Origin of the sequence: Treponema sp. OMZ 305 (genome assembly GCF_024181325.1) — a bacterium.
Lineage (GTDB): Bacteria > Spirochaetota > Spirochaetia > Treponematales > Treponemataceae > Treponema.
Genome location: NZ_CP051300.1, coordinates 1,580,185 through 1,596,236 on the forward strand (window position 1 = coordinate 1,580,185; position 16,052 = coordinate 1,596,236).

Annotated in this window: 13 protein-coding genes; 7 read left to right on the top strand and 6 right to left on the bottom strand. The window is 45.1% G+C overall.

The features are described from left to right. The first annotated feature begins 782 nt into the window (after positions 1–782). The 3 genes from rpmF to rnc are packed head-to-tail and all read left to right on the top strand — an operon-like array spanning position 783 to position 1,978. On the top strand, positions 783–971 hold the full coding sequence (gene rpmF, locus ABK01_RS07010) for a 50S ribosomal protein L32 (RefSeq protein ID WP_016522149.1): 189 nt from the start codon (positions 783–785) through the stop codon (positions 969–971). 15 nt (positions 972–986) lie between these two features. Continuing rightward, on the top strand, positions 987–1,223 hold the full coding sequence (acpP, locus tag ABK01_RS07015) for an acyl carrier protein (RefSeq protein ID WP_016522148.1): 237 nt from the start codon (positions 987–989) through the stop codon (positions 1,221–1,223). Between the two features lie 20 nt (positions 1,224–1,243). Then, positions 1,244–1,978, top strand: coding sequence for a ribonuclease III (gene rnc, locus ABK01_RS07020; RefSeq protein WP_371922003.1), 735 nt, complete (start codon positions 1,244–1,246; stop codon positions 1,976–1,978). A gap of 2 nt (positions 1,979–1,980) precedes the next feature. On the opposite strand, the gene ABK01_RS07025 is transcribed toward rnc, so the two are convergent. Further along, a complete protein-coding gene (locus ABK01_RS07025; RefSeq protein WP_253675115.1) occupies positions 1,981–2,943 on the bottom strand; it encodes an Hsp33 family molecular chaperone HslO in 963 nt (320 codons plus the stop codon). 25 nt (positions 2,944–2,968) lie between these two features. Then, entirely contained in the window at positions 2,969–7,552 is a 4,584-nt protein-coding gene (locus ABK01_RS07030; protein ID WP_253675116.1) for a 2-hydroxyacyl-CoA dehydratase, read from the bottom strand. A 92-nt stretch (positions 7,553–7,644) separates the two neighbouring features. Here ABK01_RS07030 and ABK01_RS07035 point away from each other — a divergent pair, with 92 nt between their 5' ends. Both ABK01_RS07035 and rsmD read left to right on the top strand, forming a co-directional pair. Continuing rightward, positions 7,645–8,085 (top strand): hypothetical protein, encoded by a 441-nt coding sequence (locus ABK01_RS07035; RefSeq protein ID WP_212564810.1) that lies wholly within the window; start codon positions 7,645–7,647, stop codon positions 8,083–8,085. 10 nt (positions 8,086–8,095) lie between these two features. Then, positions 8,096–8,635 (top strand): 16S rRNA (guanine(966)-N(2))-methyltransferase RsmD, encoded by a 540-nt coding sequence (gene rsmD, locus ABK01_RS07040; protein WP_212564809.1) that lies wholly within the window; start codon positions 8,096–8,098, stop codon positions 8,633–8,635. 798 nt (positions 8,636–9,433) lie between these two features. On the opposite strand, the gene ABK01_RS07045 is transcribed toward rsmD, so the two are convergent. Next, on the bottom strand, positions 9,434–10,207 hold the full coding sequence (locus ABK01_RS07045; protein ID WP_253675117.1) for an IclR family transcriptional regulator: 774 nt from the start codon (positions 10,205–10,207) through the stop codon (positions 9,434–9,436). Between the two features lie 228 nt (positions 10,208–10,435). Between ABK01_RS07045 and ABK01_RS07050 the strand changes: the two genes are divergently transcribed. Continuing rightward, positions 10,436–11,662 (top strand): Nramp family divalent metal transporter, encoded by a 1,227-nt coding sequence (locus ABK01_RS07050; RefSeq protein WP_253675118.1) that lies wholly within the window; start codon positions 10,436–10,438, stop codon positions 11,660–11,662. A gap of 45 nt (positions 11,663–11,707) precedes the next feature. After that, entirely contained in the window at positions 11,708–12,691 is a 984-nt protein-coding gene (locus tag ABK01_RS07055; protein WP_212564806.1) for an agmatinase family protein, read from the top strand. A gap of 250 nt (positions 12,692–12,941) precedes the next feature. Here ABK01_RS07055 and ABK01_RS07060 read toward each other — a convergent pair whose 3' ends face one another. The 3 genes from ABK01_RS07060 to ABK01_RS07070 are packed head-to-tail and all read right to left on the bottom strand — an operon-like array spanning position 12,942 to position 15,511. Further along, positions 12,942–13,481, bottom strand: coding sequence for an ATP-binding protein (locus ABK01_RS07060; RefSeq protein ID WP_253675119.1), 540 nt, complete (start codon positions 13,479–13,481; stop codon positions 12,942–12,944). A 14-nt stretch (positions 13,482–13,495) separates the two neighbouring features. Then, the gene (locus ABK01_RS07065) at positions 13,496–13,840 is read right to left on the bottom strand and encodes an STAS domain-containing protein (protein WP_253675120.1); all 345 of its coding nucleotides are present in this window, start codon (positions 13,838–13,840) and stop codon (positions 13,496–13,498) included. Between the two features lie 18 nt (positions 13,841–13,858). Continuing rightward, positions 13,859–15,511, bottom strand: a complete 1,653-nt coding sequence (locus ABK01_RS07070) for a PP2C family protein-serine/threonine phosphatase (protein ID WP_253675121.1) — start codon at positions 15,509–15,511, stop codon at positions 13,859–13,861. Between the last annotated feature and the right edge of the window lie 541 nt (positions 15,512–16,052).

Genomic DNA, 16,052 nt, shown 5'->3' on the forward strand with positions numbered 1-16,052 from the left:
TATAGAACAAAACTTCCAGCTTATTCGTTATCTTTTTCAGTATTCACACTTTACCATTTTTCTCAAATCTAGTATATCCCATCCCGTAGAAAAAACATAGATCTGCGAGAATTATTTGCAAGGATTCTTGATGCATCAAAGTCTTTTTGCAAAAGCCGGATGGGGTTTCCAAAGGGTGCTCCCTTTGGTCGTCATTTTTCTTTAGATGGGGTTACAGGGCAACCGCATTAAAAATATTTTGAGCGGTTGCCTACCTTCTGTGCGAAATTTCATAGGTATAAAGTGAGCGTCTACAATGACGCCTTCATCAACTGATGAACATCCCTGTCCATCAGTTGATGACGAATTTTGGCAAAGCCAAAATATCGCTTCTGCTCTAACCACCGCCGTCCGTGGCGGATGTATTAACCGTCAAGTTTTCTTTCGAAAACTTGCGTATTGATGTGTGTGCTTTTCGCGCACGAATACAACAGTTTTCAAAATTTATATTTTGTTCAACTGTTGTATTTTAAGGAAATAAAATTTCGCACATTTTTTCCAAAAAACGGGCAAACGCATCAGACAGATAAATTAAATTCAGCAAAATAAGAGAGGCTATGAGACCATTTGAATCGCAAAGCGATTCAACTCTGGTCGAGTAGACTCTCTTATTTTGCGGGGAACATTCATAAAACGTCTGATGCGTTTGCCCCTGATTGTTCACGATGTATTGACTATTTTCAGGTTCACGTATAATATGGAATATCTTTTTGTGATTTAATTATGAATAGGGAGGTTACCTTATGGCAGTGCCAAGAGCTAAAACGTCAAAAGCACGCACACGCCGCCGTCGAGGAATCAATATGCGGTTAAACGCGCCTCATCTTGTGGAGTGTGCAAATTGCGGCAATTTAATTTTATCTCATCATGTATGTTCAAAATGCGGGTTTTACCGCGGACATCAGGTCGTTGATCCGGATACATTAAATTAAGAGAGGATTTTCTTTATGGACGAATTATTTGTTCAAATTCAAAAGCTGATTGCAGACAAATTGGAAATTGATGCGGATAAAATTACGCTCGATTCTTCATTCCGCCAAGATCTCGGTGCTGATAGCCTTGATACGTATGAACTGGTGTATGCAATCGAAGAAGAGATGGGGATAAAAATTCCCGATGGAAAAGTAAGTGAATTCGAAACTGTTAGAGATGCTTACGATTTCATTAAATCTCAGTCAAAGTAATATTGCAAAAGATGTCGTTCTTGTTTCCTTTTACGCATGTTTTAGAAAAACACCGGAAGCAAGAACTGCTTACTTTTCAAAAAAAAGCAGGATGTAAATTTAAAAATATTGGCTTATTGGATATAGCCTTTCGTCATCGTTCGTTTTCTAATGAACACAGCGATTCTCCGATCAATAATGAGCGGCTTGAATTTTTGGGCGATTCGGTACTTGGTATGATTGTTGCGGCGGAGCTGTATCTTGCTCATCCCGATAAACCTGAAGGTGATCTTGCAAAAATTAAAGCAGCTGTCGTTTCCGAAGACTCTCTTTTTCCCATTGCACTGAATCTCAATATTGATAAATATTTGATGCTGGGACATGGTGAAGAAGTGTCGGGAGGGAGAAAGAAAAAGGCTCTGCTTGCCGATGCGGTGGAAGCACTGATCGGTGCCTTCTATTTAGATTCAGGGTTTAAGGCCGCTCAACAGTTCGTATTAAAAATTATTGAACCGCAGATGCAGTTGGTCGAACAAAATAAACATCGATATCGAGATTATAAATCCTTGCTGCAAGAATATGTGCAAAAAAAATACCGTATTATCCCGAAATATGTGCTGGTAGAGACATCGGGGCCGGATCATGACAGAGTTTTTCAAGTAAAAGTTGTCATCAAAGAGAAGGAATATGAACCTGCTCTAGGAAAAAGCAAAAAAGAAGCGGAACAGGCAGCTGCAGAGGCCGCATTGAAAGCATTATCACCGCAGATTTGCTGATTTTATAATTCGGCAAGCGGAATATGGTATACACTGGAGCAATTCCTACAGACAATCTCAAGCGGATCGTCTGCCGTTTCTTTTAAGTTTTTCAGTTCGTTTTGCGGTAATTTCCTCAGCGCTTCCAGATAATACTCCTTTGAGCATGGACAATCAAAAGTGATGTTCCGTGTTGCAACCGCTTGAGGGTTAAACTCTCGTAACAGACCGAATATAATGTCTTCGCAGTTGCCGCCTTCACCGAACCAATCGCCGAGTGGAGGACAGGCGGTAAATGCCCGTTCCATACCGGTAATGGCATCTTCAATTTCTTCTTCCGTCTTTAATTGCCCGCCGCGGCGTGTTCCTCCCTCTATTGGCATCCGTTGAATAAAAAAGCCGCCGGCGCCGACTACTCTGCCGATGCTGTCAAATCGGATACTTGTATTAAAAGCGGTGTAGAGCTGTTCCGATTGCTGAAAATACCATGCAAGGTCTTTTGCGATATTCCGGTATTTAATTTCGACAATACCGCGCTGCGGGTCCCGCCCCTCCGTTTGATATGCTTCGGGGAACCGTGTAACGCTGAGAGTACCGTTTCCGAAGAAGGGGGCAAGATCCCAGCTTTCAAGTGGAGCAGTAATCGGAATGGGATTTTGCAAAAGGTAGCCGCGTACAGAACCCCGCGAGTCTGCTTCTACGGAAAAACCGGTTGCAGGGCCATCCGTTTCGTAGCGCAGCTGGAGTGTTTCGCGCCCTTTCATTGTTTGAATCATCAATGCGGCACAGAGACCTGCCTGACCGAGTACAAGGGTTTCCAGAATACCCAGCCGGTGCTGTGCGCGTATTTGGTTTACGAACCGCGTACCATGGAAAAGCCCTCCACGGAACAGTCCGTCGTCGGCAGTAAAAATATGGAGTTCATCTTTTTCAAGTTTATCAAGGTGCTGTTGCAGCGCCGTATCGTCAATAGGTGCGTATATCATATCCGTATGTTAATAAAATGAACTATTAAAAACAAGGGACTCTGCATGATGCCCCCTTCTGCTTCATCTGATCGGGATGTTCGCCGTATGGTGCATTTGCCAATAAGAGCTTGAGCCGATTGAGCTGATTGACCTCGCTTGCTCCCGGGTCAAAGTCGATGGCGGATATCTGCGCATCGGGGTACCGGCGGCGCAGTTCCTTAATCATCCCCTTGCCGGTAACGTGATTGGGAAGGCACGCAAACGGCTGTAAACAAGCGATGCTGACAACTCCCGATTTAATAAGTTCAACCATTTCGGCGGTAAGGAACCAACCCTCGCCGGCGTCGTTGCCTAAATCCAGAACCCCGTGGACACCCTTCGCTAAATTGTAGATCGATTCGGGGGCGGTAAACCGGCAGCTTTTGTTCAACGCTTTTTTCATCGCGCTGCGGTACCGTTCGATGTATCGGATCGCGATGTGATATTTCAACCGGTTAAAAGCGCTCGATTCCAGTGAGGTTTCATAATAGATGCCGTCGAACAATGAATAGAAGAAAAAGTCCATAAGGTCGGGCATGACGCATTCGGCGCCTTCCCGTTCAATGGTACCGACAATATCGTTGTTGGCTGTCGGATGAAATTTTACCAAAATTTCACCGACTACGCCGATACGGGGTTTTTCCCCTTGAATCAGCGGAAGCGTATCAAAGTCATGGACAATATCGCGTACAATCCTGCGATAATCCCGTCCTGTCATGTGTTTCAATTCATTCTTTATTCTCTCCGCGTAGTGCCGATGGAGCGCATTTGCAGCGCCTTTTTCCTGCTCGTATGGGCGGGTGCGGTACAGTACACGCATCAGTAAGTCGCCGAGGCAGAGCGCCTTTAGCGCGCGGTCTGCTAAACCGAACGTCGGCTTAAAGCCGGAATTCTTTTCAATTTGCTGCGCACTTAACCCGATTACGGGGATATAGCCCAAGCCTGCATCCTCCAACGCCCGCCTGATAAACCCGATATAGTTTGTCGCACGGCACCCGCCGCCCGTCTGCGTGATGATGAGCGCCGTCGCATTGAGGTCGTATTTACCCGACTGCAGCGCCGAAATCATCTGCCCCGCAACGATAATCGCCGGATAGCAGGCATCGTTGTTTACATACCGTAATCCGCAGTCGATTGCCTGAGGATCGGTATCGGGCAATATGACGAGATTAAAGCCGGAGTGCCGAAAGGCTGCTTCCAGTAAATCAAAGTGAATGGGAGCCATCTGCGGCGCAAGAACCGTGTATCGTTTGCTCATCTCTTCGGTAAATTCAACCCGCTTAAAGCCGCGGTATCCCGGCGCCTTGACGGGAACTCTTTTGCCGCGTTCGCGGATTGCGGCGAGTAAGCTGCGGATACGGATACGCACGGCGCCGAGGTTGGAACCTTCGTCGATTTTGAGTAGGGTATACATTTTCCCCCGCGCTTCGATAATTTCCTGTACTTGATCGGCGGTAACCGCATCCAAACCGCAGCCGAAGCTGGTGAGCTGAATGAGCGCGAGGTTATCCTGCCGTGCGGCAAATTCGGCGGCGCGGTACAGCCGGTTGTGATACACCCACTGGTCTACAACCCGAAGCGGGTGGGGTAGTTTGCCTAAATGAGCAACGGAATCCTCGGTTAATACGGCGAGTCCCAAGCCCGTCAGCAATTCGGGGATTCCGTGATTGATTTCGGGATCAAGATGATACGGTCGCCCTGCAAGCACAACACCGATAAGCCCCTGTTCTTTTATTTTCCGAAGCGCCGCTTCTCCTTGGAACTGGGTCTCCTTTTTTACCGCTTCCGCCTCTTCTTTCGCTTTTCGTACAGCGGTGCGGATTTCGGCAAGCGGAATATCCCAGTATTTATTGAGCTCTTCGTGGAGCCGCTCGCCGAGCCGCTTTTCGTTATAGAGCGGCAAAAAGGGGTTAAGGAACCGGATATGTTCGTCCTGCCGCAGCGCATCGATGTTGTTTTTGAGCACTTCTGGATAACTCGTTACGACGGGGCAATTGAAATGGTTGTTTGCCTTGGGGTCCTCTTTCAATTCGTAAGGAATACAAGGATAGAAAATCGTCGTAACGCCCGCTCTCAAAAGCGCTTCGATGTGCCCGTGAGAAATTTTGCCGGGATAACATACCGATTCCGAGGGGATGGATTCCAAGCCCAGCTCATAGAGTTTACGAGAGGAACGCGGCGATAATTTTACCGAAAATTTCAGCTCGGTTAAAAGCGTGAACCAGAACGGATAGTTTTCGTAGAGGTTGAGCACACGCGGAATGCCGATAACGCCTCGTGCGGTTTCCGCTTCCGGCAGCGGCTTATACGAGAACATACGTTTATACTTCCAATCGAAGATGTTCGGTAGCTTACTGTCCTGTTTTTTTGTATCTGCCTGTTTCTTTTTATCGGTTTGTTCAGGGCTACCGGCCTCTACCGGCGAGTCTTTTTGCTGTGCATTCGCCGTTTCCGCTATTTCGGCGCCGCGCTCACAGCGGTTCCCCGTAATGAAGATGCGGGTACCTGCTGCGGGCGTATTAAACCGGTTGACGGTTAAAAGGCAGTTGTTTGCGCATTTACCGCAGCGGGAAAGTTCCAGTTTGACGGTGAGCGCATCAAGTCCTTCCGCCGGCAAGATATTTGACCGGACGTGTGCATCTGCTCCTTGTTCTTTCCATTGGTCGTGGGCGAGGAGTGCGGCGCCGAAGGCTCCCATCAAGCCGCTGATATCGGGGCGTACCGCTTCTCTGCCGGTAATCAGCTCAAAGGCGCGCAACACCGCATCGTTGTGAAACGTACCGCCCTGCACAATCACCTTTTCGCCGATAGCGGCGGTATTCCTAAGTTTGATTACCTTAAAGAGGGCGTTTTTAATCACCGAATAGGAAAGCCCCGCAGAAATATCGCCGACGGACGCACCTTCCTTTTGCGCCTGCTTAACACGGCTGTTCATAAAGACCGTACAGCGGCTTCCGAGATCGATAGGTTTCGGTGCAAGGAGCGCTTGAGTGGAAAAGTCCGTAACCGGCATACCGAGCGAGCGGGCAAAGTTATCCAAAAAGCTGCCGCAGCCCGAAGAACATGCCTCGTTCAGTTGAATGGAGCTGATACAGTTATTCTTCATGCGGATACACTTCATATCCTGCCCGCCGATGTCGAGCAAAAATTCAACACCGGGGAGAAAGAAATCGGCGGCGCGGTGGTGCGCGATGGTTTCAACTTCTCCTGCGTCGACACCGAAGGCCGCTTGGAAAAGCCCTTCGCCGTAGCCGGTAGACAAAGAGCGAGCAATATGCGCTCCGCTCGGAATTTGCTCATAGAGGGATTTCAGCATGGTTACTGCAAGATTGACAGGGTTCCCTGCATTCGATTCGTAGAACTGCCAGAGGATTCTCCCTTCTTGGTCGATAAGCACGGCCTTCGTTGTGGTGGAACCGGCATCCATACCGAGGAACACGGGTCCCGTTGCTGCTTCAAGCGGGGCGGTTTCCGCCCGTTCTCGCCCGTGTCGTTCGCGGAACTCTGCAAGCGCCGCATCATTTTCAAAGAGGGGCGTAAGCCGCTGGACTTCCTGCATTTCCGCATCGGCGAGGGAGCCGAGCTTATTCCGCAGTATTTCCACGGTCAAGGCGGCGGGGGCGATAAATACTGTTGTGTTTGTTATTTCCGGCGGTGCACTCGGCTGAGCACGGAAGCCCGTGCGTAAGAGCTGTGTTTTCGTTGGCGCCGTGCAGGAAATCGCCGCCGATTCGGCGCCGTTGTTGACAGCCCTATGGGGCGATGCCCGCAGCGATTGATTGGAACCGGCGCTCAGCGCTGCGCCGAGTGCGACAAAGAGTTCCGATTTTTCCGGCACGATGATTTCATCGTCCGTCAGGTGCAGCGTTTCGATAAATCGCTGCCTCAGCTGATCAAGGAAGTGTAGGGGGCCGCCTAAAAAGGCGCAGCGGCCGCGGATTGGTTTCCCGCATGCAAGACCGGATATTGTCTGGCTGACAACCGCCTGAAAGATACTCGCGGCAATATCTTCCCGCCGCGCTCCTTCGTTGATCAGCGGCTGTACGTCGGTTTTTGCAAAGACCCCGCAGCGAGCGGCGATGGGGTAAATCGTTGTTGCGTTTTTTGCAAGCTCATTTAAGCCTGTCGCATCGGTTTCGAGGAGCGCCGCCATTTGGTCGATAAAGGCGCCCGTACCGCCTGCGCAGGTGCCGTTCATACGCTGCTCAACCGAACGGCCGAAGTACGTTATCTTGGCATCTTCGCCGCCCAACTCGATAGCAACATCGGTTTGCGGGATCTTTGCCTGCACGGCGACAGCTGCGGCGACAACCTCCTGCACAAAAGGCACGGAGAGCCACTTTGAAACAGCCAAGCCGCCGGATCCGGTTACCTGTACTTGTAATTGAGCGCGGCTGCCGTAAACCTTTGCCACCTCATCCAAGGCTTCCGTTACCACCAAAATAATTGTCTTGCGGATATCTGCGCGGTGCCGCTCGTATCTGCTATATATTATGGAATTATCAGCAGCAAGAATCACCGTTTTTACGGTTGTCGAGCCGACATCAATTCCCATGTGAAGTTTATCATTGAAAACCATGCGTATCATACTGCCACATTGCATAAAAAATGGCAAGTTCGGCAAAACTCATATTTATTGAGAAAATACCGATACTGAAAAAGTAGAAAGGGAGGCGTTCTATGCTTAAAAATACCGCATTCCATGATAATCTCTATCAGCTTGCAAAAATAATCAATATTACCACCGAAGGACTTTCGCTTGAACTGTCGGAAAATATGTTTTTAGAAAAGACCATTGCTGATATATCTTTTATATCCGATACATTGCAGTCGCTATTTACCGAAGTGCAGAATCTTTCACATTTGCCTGAATATCTTCCGATTATGCAGAGTCTCTATTCCTGCGAAACTGATTATTTATTGCTCTTAAAAGCATTTGCCGCTAAAACGATTGAAAAACAGATTACTTTGTCTGTTTCGGGTACCGATCTGGGGGCTTATTATAAATTACATACTGATATAAAAGATCGAATAGAAAAGCGGATTCAAGAAAGCGATAAGAATCTTGATGCGTATCAGATTGTTTCGCAAAACGAACTCAGTCAACTTCTTTGTATTTAAGTAAATCGATATGCGTATAACAGGCGGGACGCTAAAAAACCGGAAAGTTCAATGTCCTAAAGGTATTATCCGACCGGCAATGGATAGAATGAGGGAATCTCTTTTTGCGATTTTAGGTGATTTGGAAGGAAAATCTTTTTTAGATTTGTTTACCGGATCGGGTATGTGCGGACTAGAAGCCTATTCACGGGGAGCATATCCGGTCGTATTGGTGGAAAAAGACAAGGATAAATTTCCTATTTTGTTAAAAAATGCCGCGCTTGCAGACAAAAAACTTGACTGTAAATGTATGCCGGTGGAGCTTTATCTCCAGCGTTCAAAACATATCTTTGATATTATCTATCTTGATCCCCCGTTTCCCTATCAGTTCCATTATGATCTATTACATACAATTGCCGAAAAACCGATTCTTGCTGCCGGAGGGCTTACGCTGATACATCGTCCCAAAGAGAAAGAGCTTCCGGAACAAATCCTGTCATTAACCCGCATCGACCAACGCGCTTATGGGCGGTCGATAGTTGATTTTTATCGAAAAGCAAGCTCCTTTTGAAATATACGGCGCATCTGCGTTGTCGCTTCACAAAAAACAGTCTTCGACGTACAACAAGTACGCCTGCGGGTGTTTTTTGTACGCTCCTAGCATCTGCACCGTCTATTTCAAAAGGCTGACGGAAGGGCATTTCCTCAGCCTCATTTTTCTACGGTATTTCATTGACACGCCTGATGCGGTTGCCTTTCTTCTACAATAAAAAGCATGAAATTTTTAAAAATTTCGTGCAAAAGGAAGGCAATCTCCTTTTGCAAATATACGGTGCATCTGCGCCAAAACTATACATCTGTGTATAGTTTTGGCTGCGAGTTTTGCGTGAACGAAAAACATCGCTTCTCTGACAGGATGTCAGTGGTTCCATACAGTATCGCGGGGATGTATCAAAAGTTGGTTGCTTTTTCGCCATCCCTCATCAGCATAGCTGATAACGAGTTTAAAATTAAGTCTTTATACAGTAATAACTTTTAAATCTGCCATGGATGGTAGTGGTTTTAACAGTAACAAGTTTTCGATGAGAAAACTTGAAGATAACAACGGTACAAGGACGTACCGTTGTTATCGTAACATCGCATCTAAATCTAAGGAAACTGTCAAAAAGCTGTTATGCAATCCGCTTTAGCGGATATGATAAATCATTTCCTTACAGAAAAAGCCGATAGGCTTCCAGTTTTTGGACAGCCCCCTATGCTATCATATGCTTGGGGCAGGAAAAATGACATTATAAGAACCTTTGAAAAGTATAAATCGGATATTAAAAAAGTAAAGAAGATGCCGCTTTCTCAGAAGCAACGTCTATGCCTACTTATGATTAAAAAGCATATCACTGAAGTTATCCGCAAGCGCTTTTAGCTCTCTTACTAAATCTATGTTATTTTTAATCAGCGCTGAAAGACCGGTTGCGCTGATAGTAGCATATAAGCATTTCTTATCATCTACAATCGGCGCCGAAACCGCATAGACGCCCAACTCAAGCTCCTCATCTTCTATAGAATACCGATTTCTGCGGATTAATTCGATGTTTTCCCGTAATGCTTTCTTTGTTGTGATGCTGTGCGATGTTGTGCTTAGAAGGGGATGCCGTCTTAAATATCTATCGAGCTGTTCTTCATCAAAAGTTGCAAGAAGCAGTTTGCCCGATGCGGACGTGTGCAGCGGATTAATAATCGTTTCCATCGCAGCAATAGAATAGATTGAAGAGTTAGGATGTATGCGCTCAAGGAGTATTAATTCTCCCGACTCCAACGTAAATATTGCCGTGCTGCAGTTATATCGGTTGGAAAGCTCCTGCATTGCTTTCTTTGCTTTTTCTTTGAGAATGCGCTGTTTGGAATCATTCATCACGATAATCTTGTCTCGGAAAAAATGCCCAAGTTTATACTTTCCCGATATATCCTGTTCAACGTATTCATTTTGACGCAGCGTGTTAAGAAGTCCGTGAACAGTGCTTTTGTTAAGATGGAGAAGACTGCTGATTTCTGCAAGACTCATTTCAGTACTGCCGTTCTTAAAACAGGCGATGATATCAATAGCACGCTGAACGGATTGAATATTTTTCGGAGATTTCGGATTCATACATTTTCCTTTTGATTCGTGGTGCTGAAACAAAAGTTAGTATAGCTATACAATTTGAAATTGTCAAATATCTTTAGTAAAAATCAAAATAAACGAACAATCATTTGATAATGCGGCAAAATATGAAAATATCAAAATATTATATTGACAAAAGATAATACACCCCTTAGTATATTATATAGGCAAATCGTATTTGCTATTGTCAAAAATAAAAAAGGGGGTGACAAAATGCAAGGACAAAAGAAAAGGTACGGTTTTAAGGATAAACTGATTGCTATGGGACCCGGCTTTCTCATCGTAGGTTCTTTTATCGGGCCGGGAACGGTAACAAGTTCTACTCGGGCAGGAGCAGCCCACGGTTTCGCACTGTTTTGGTGCATTATCTTTTCCGTCATTGCCGTAGTTGTGGTGCAAGGAATGGCGGCTCGGCTTGGTATTGTAACTCAAAAAGATTTGGCACAGAATCTTACAGATGACTTTGCGGAACGTCCGGTGCTTAAATACATTCTTTGCGGTTTGGTAGCTGTTGCTATCGCTGTGGGCGGTTTTGCTTATATGGGCGGAGATTTAACGGGAACGGCTCTTGGTATTAGCGCTTTGACAGGTATTTCTACAAAAATTATTGCTCCGATTTGGGGTTTGGGAATCCTGCTGCTTCTCTTTTTTGCCAATGATGCTGTAAAATACTTGGAAAAGCTTTTAGGTGTGTGTGTGATTATTATGGCCGCTGTATTTTTAATCACTATGATTATTGTAAAGCCGAACATAGCTGAATTGCTTCGCGGCTGTATTCCAATAGTTCCGCAAGGAAATATTATGACTTGTTTGGCTCTTATCGGTACCACAGTAGTCCCTTACAATATGTTTTTACATGCTGCCAGTGCAAAACGGACATGGAAAACGGCGGATGAGCTTCCGCTTTGTTCTTTCGGTACCACTGTGCCTATGCTTGTCGGCGGTGTCGTAACCGGTGCTATTATGGTTACATCTGCTACTGTAATGCGCGGTATGGCCGTCAACAATGCTATGGATATGGCTGTTCAGTTAAAACCGCTGCTCGGCGATGCTGCTCTGCCGTTTATGGCAATCGGTTTGATAGCTGCCGGTGTTTCATCTGCAGTCTGTACACCTATCGGTGTTTCCTATGTGCTGGCAGGTCTGCTTGGTTGGGAAACCACGCGCTCCGACAAACGATATACCATTACCAACGCCGCCGTTTTGATTGTCGGCATTATCATTGCCGCTACCGGCAGCAACCCTCTTGCATTGATTATGACAGCACAGGCTGTCAACGGAATTGTGTTGCCGGTTGTTGTGGGTATTACCGTTTATCTTACCGGACGTAAAAAGGTCATGGGGCAATACACTAACACTATTATACAAAACATTCTCGGAATAGCCATCTTTGTTGTTTCTCTGGTACTCGGTATCAGCAGTTTTATCGGTGTATTCTAATACAAGGGTATTTAATACGATTTTATACAAGGAGGACGTAAAATTATGCGCTACAGCAAACCTACAATTTATGACCCTAACTTTCTGCCAAATACTATTTACAGCGGAGTTCCTTCGTGGCTCAATCTTCCGGTGCTGGAATGCCGGTCGGATCTTAAAGGACTGGATGCCGCAGTCATCGGTATTCCATGGGAGGGCGGCTGTACTATAGGCGGATACTCTTCCTGTACTGAGGGGCCTAAATCCATCCGCTCCGTTTCAATCCGTTATACCGGTTTTTTGCCGGATTTTGGTATTGACTGTACAGATTACCTGAAAATCGGCGATTATGGCGATGTTGCCTGCCGTAACGGCGACTACGGTTTTACCTTTGAAAAAGTGCGGGAGCGGATTGGGGAAATTATTGATGAAGGGCTATTTCCTATTACATTCGGCGGAGATCACGGCATAGCATATCCTATTATCAGTGAAATCGCAAAACGGCATCCCCACAAGATCGGTGTTCTGCACTTTGATGCACATTTGGACAACTATGCACGTTTTGGGGACGATGAATTATCCCGCTGTTCTCCGTTTTACCGTATGTACAATGACCCAAACATTGATCCTGAAAAAATCGTCCATATAGGAATTCGCGGCCCGCGGAATCATCGCGATGAATTTAACAATGCAAAAAAATTCGGCGCACACATTATTCTTGCTCGTGAGATCAAGGAAAACGGGTGGAAGGCTTCTATCGATGAGGCTATTGCGGTGGCATTTAAAGATACGGAGCAAGTCTATATAACTATCTGTGCGGACGCACTGGATGCATCTTGTATGCCTCAAGGCCCGCAGGATATGTGCGGGCTTAGCTCCTATGAGTTGTGCATGATGGTCCATGAAGCCGGGCTTTACGGAGCAAAAGGGTTTGATTTTGTAGAAATCTATCCGGATGTTCTAAGTTATCAGACTGCGTCCCACGATGCCTGTTGGGCTGCGCTCTACTATTTGAATGGTCTCGCGGAATACAAAAAAAATCAGGCGTAAATAGGTTCTCCGACACCGGTTTTTCGAGACAGAGCGGTAAAAGATCGCTTTCTTCTAAAATCAACAACCCCGATACTTGCGTCGGGGTTGTTGATTTTTTGAGTAGCCTTTTTAAAAACTTCAGTTCCGTGGAAAGGCGGAGCCTTAGGATTAATTGCTCCGTCAGCTTGTTGAAAAAGTAAGCAACTTTTGAGATATCCCCATTGCTACAAACGGCGGGATGGAAAAGGCGTATTAGCACCGTATTATTTTATTCTATTGCAATACCGTGGCGTTTTTTAGGATATTGTTTCAGCATCGCAATTGAATTACGTTTATCGCCGAATACAAAACCACCGTTCCAGTACTCAAGGGCAGCAAATAATGCATTTCCACCGTCATTATCATCGCTTTGAGCCGTTCTAAAGGAAACATAGTCGCCAAGATTAGTAAAATCCTGCTTATGGAGACATTCGAGCCGTTTCCGGTTAAATTCATTCCATTTTTCTATATCTTTGAAGCCGGAACCTTCATCTTCTACGATGAGGTGTGCGTGTTCGGGACTGAATTCGTACCACACCTTCACTTTCTTTTTAGGGTCGCATTTATTTCCATGCTTTACAGCATTTTTGATAATCTCGCTGATTTGCTGTTCAAGCAGGTTAATTCCTTTAATCTCTAATGGAGCTGACTGGACAATCAATAGAGTAAAATAGCGAATCTGTCGAAAATCTGAAGGGAATTCCTTATAGAGCATACCGGTCTTATCAAACAATGGATCATTTCCATCAACACGTAATTCTTTGATCATATTATAACATTCTCCTATTGGCTATCGGCTAATTTTTGCAGTGCTTCTTCCAAACTATTGGTAATTGGAAAAAAGCCCATCAACTTTGTTAATTCGATAACTTTTTTTACCGAACCATGAATATTGGTAATATATAATTTTAAGTTTTTCTTTTTTAAGGTTGAACATATATAAATCAATGCGCCGATACCGGAAGAGTCGATATATTCAACTTCTTCAAGATTGAGTACAATACATTGAATCTGACGTTCAAGCATCTTTGCAATCAACTCCTTTAGTTTATACGAATTGTATAAATCCATTTCTCCGCTTATATCGACAATGTATATATCCTTGTTTTTTCGGATTTTCAGTTCCATATTCTGTCCTCCTTACCTCTATTTCACTTTAATAATCATCACCGTCTGATCATCATGCGGTGATATCTTTCCCATAAATAGCTTTATTTGCTTATTAATCTTATCGGTAATTGCCTTTGCAGGCAATGAGGCATTTGCAGCCAAAAGTTCCGCAAGAGCTTTTAATCCAAACGGTTCCCCTCGTTCATTGAGCGTTTCAACAACACCGTCGGTAAACAAAACAGCGATGTCTCCTTTTTCAACAGGAATCTTTTTGCAGGTATAAACCGATTTACTATCCACACCGATAGGATCCGATTTTTGTTCAAGCCGAACTAATTTCTTTGTCGAAGCTTTCCATAAGAGGAGAGACTGCGTTCCGGCGTTTACATATTCAATACTTTTCTCTACAGGAATATACGCCAATAACGATATGCTTGCATAGTGGTCAATCGATATTTTTCCGGTAATACCCTTATTTAAAATATCGAGGATACTCTGAGTATTCTGTGCCGTATTGGTGATAAGATAAAGCAGCGACCGGATCATCACCATAACGATACAGGCATGGATACTTTTACCGGCGACGTCAGCGGTAATACAGAAAAGACGGTCTTTCTGATTCTGAATAATATCATAGTAATCGCTGCAAACACCCCGAGCCTGATTAAAAAGCACTGAAAAATTCAAGTTCGCCGTGTCAACGAGCTTCTTAGGAAGCAAGATTCTTTGAATGCGACTCGCAATATCAGTTTCATTTTCGATAGTATTTAATTCCGTTTCTTCCTGTAAATCGTATATCAGCTTGAGCGCTGCCGTTGCATAACTTGCCAGTATTTCTCCGATTTGTACATCGGATTCGGTAAAGGGTGCATGCTCGGTACTGCGCGATAAAGAAATCAGCCCCGCTACCGTATCGTGATAGATCATCGGGAGCGTTAGTAACGAACCCGGTACGAGAAACGGCTCTTCTCCGTTGACAACGATCCTGTCATCTTCCTGCGCATTTGCAATCAAAATAGGTTTTGCCGAATGTGCCGCCTCACCGAAAAACGAATTATTAAGTGGAAATTCCGCATATCTGAAATTAGTGGCAACTCGATCCGGCTGGTGCGGCACATCATCAGGCAGCTTATACGGCGGCGGATAATTTCCGCTATATGCTTTAACACTGAGCACGTCTTCAAATTCACCGATGGTAAGAATGACACCTCCATCCGCAAAAAGTTGTTCGATCATGATTTTATTGATAAAACCGAGAATACCGGACGTATCAGTTTGCTGTCGTATCGCTTCGGCAGCTTTTATCAGGAATGTATTGCCGACCGGTAACAATTCTTTTGCTCTCATTGCGGTTTCATCAGGGCGTTGCGCTTTAACCAGTTCTTCTTGTATCAACTCCATCTGCGTTTTGAGCGCTGTATATTCCCGCCGGTAGACCGCATCGTTTGAAGCAATTGCCACCAGTAGGATAAAACAAACGCCTCCAAGCGCTAGCGAAGTGAGTGGGATAGAAACATACCTGAAAAGACCTGCTGCTGCTATAGACAAGAGCATAACCGCAACCAATGCAATATTATAGAGCCGAACCGATCGTGTACTTTTTCTATTTCTTATGGTGCGTATTACGAAAAATAAGCAACATACCGTACTTACCGTAAGAAACACCGTTGCGGCGGATACTATTTTCATAAACGTAATTCTATCATCTATTACCGGTATCGTCAATTATAAAACTCGGTCAACTTAGGGTAAACACATCAGTTCGTTTTTTAGCGACCCCGCAGAAAAATTGATAGTATTCGACTAGAGTAACGCCAAGGAATTGCCATCCATGTCAATTCCTTGGCTGCCGGTTTTTTTCAAAAACCGGTTTCTGTTTACCCCCTGCCATCCTTGGTAGTCCTGTCTGCGGTTCAAATGGTCTCACAGTCTCAATTTTTCCGCGGTTTTTATCTACTCTACCTGATGTGTTTACCCGTTTGCCGGAAAAATGTGCGAAATTTTATTTCCTTAAAATGCAACAGTTGAACAAAATATGAATTTTTGAAACTGTTGCATTGGTGCGCGTCAAGCGCACGCATCAATACGCAAGTTTTCGAAAGAAAACTTGACGGTTAATACATCCGCCACGGACGGCGGTGGTTAGAGCAAAAGCGATATTTTGGCTTTGCCAAAATTCGTCATCAACTGATGGACAGGGATGTTCATCAGTTGATGAAGGCGTCATTGT

Excerpts from the sequence above, each read along its gene's own strand:
- ABK01_RS07065 (WP_253675120.1), bottom strand. The coding sequence starts at position 13,840 with ATGGAACTGAAAATCCGAAAAAACAAGGATATATACATTGTCGATATA.
- ABK01_RS07055 (WP_212564806.1), top strand. The coding sequence starts at position 11,708 with ATGCGCTACAGCAAACCTACAATTTATGACCCTAACTTTCTGCCAAAT.
- ABK01_RS07050 (WP_253675118.1), top strand. The coding sequence starts at position 10,436 with ATGCAAGGACAAAAGAAAAGGTACGGTTTTAAGGATAAACTGATTGCT.
- ABK01_RS07025 (WP_253675115.1), bottom strand. The coding sequence starts at position 2,943 with ATGATATACGCACCTATTGACGATACGGCGCTGCAACAGCACCTTGAT.
- ABK01_RS07045 (WP_253675117.1), bottom strand. The coding sequence starts at position 10,207 with ATGAATCCGAAATCTCCGAAAAATATTCAATCCGTTCAGCGTGCTATT.
- ABK01_RS07070 (WP_253675121.1), bottom strand. The coding sequence starts at position 15,511 with ATGAAAATAGTATCCGCCGCAACGGTGTTTCTTACGGTAAGTACGGTA.
- acpP (WP_016522148.1), top strand. The coding sequence starts at position 987 with ATGGACGAATTATTTGTTCAAATTCAAAAGCTGATTGCAGACAAATTG.
- ABK01_RS07030 (WP_253675116.1), bottom strand. The coding sequence starts at position 7,552 with ATGATACGCATGGTTTTCAATGATAAACTTCACATGGGAATTGATGTC.
- ABK01_RS07035 (WP_212564810.1), top strand. The coding sequence starts at position 7,645 with ATGCTTAAAAATACCGCATTCCATGATAATCTCTATCAGCTTGCAAAA.
- rsmD (WP_212564809.1), top strand. The coding sequence starts at position 8,096 with ATGCGTATAACAGGCGGGACGCTAAAAAACCGGAAAGTTCAATGTCCT.
- rpmF (WP_016522149.1), top strand. The coding sequence starts at position 783 with ATGGCAGTGCCAAGAGCTAAAACGTCAAAAGCACGCACACGCCGCCGT.
- ABK01_RS07060 (WP_253675119.1), bottom strand. The coding sequence starts at position 13,481 with ATGATCAAAGAATTACGTGTTGATGGAAATGATCCATTGTTTGATAAG.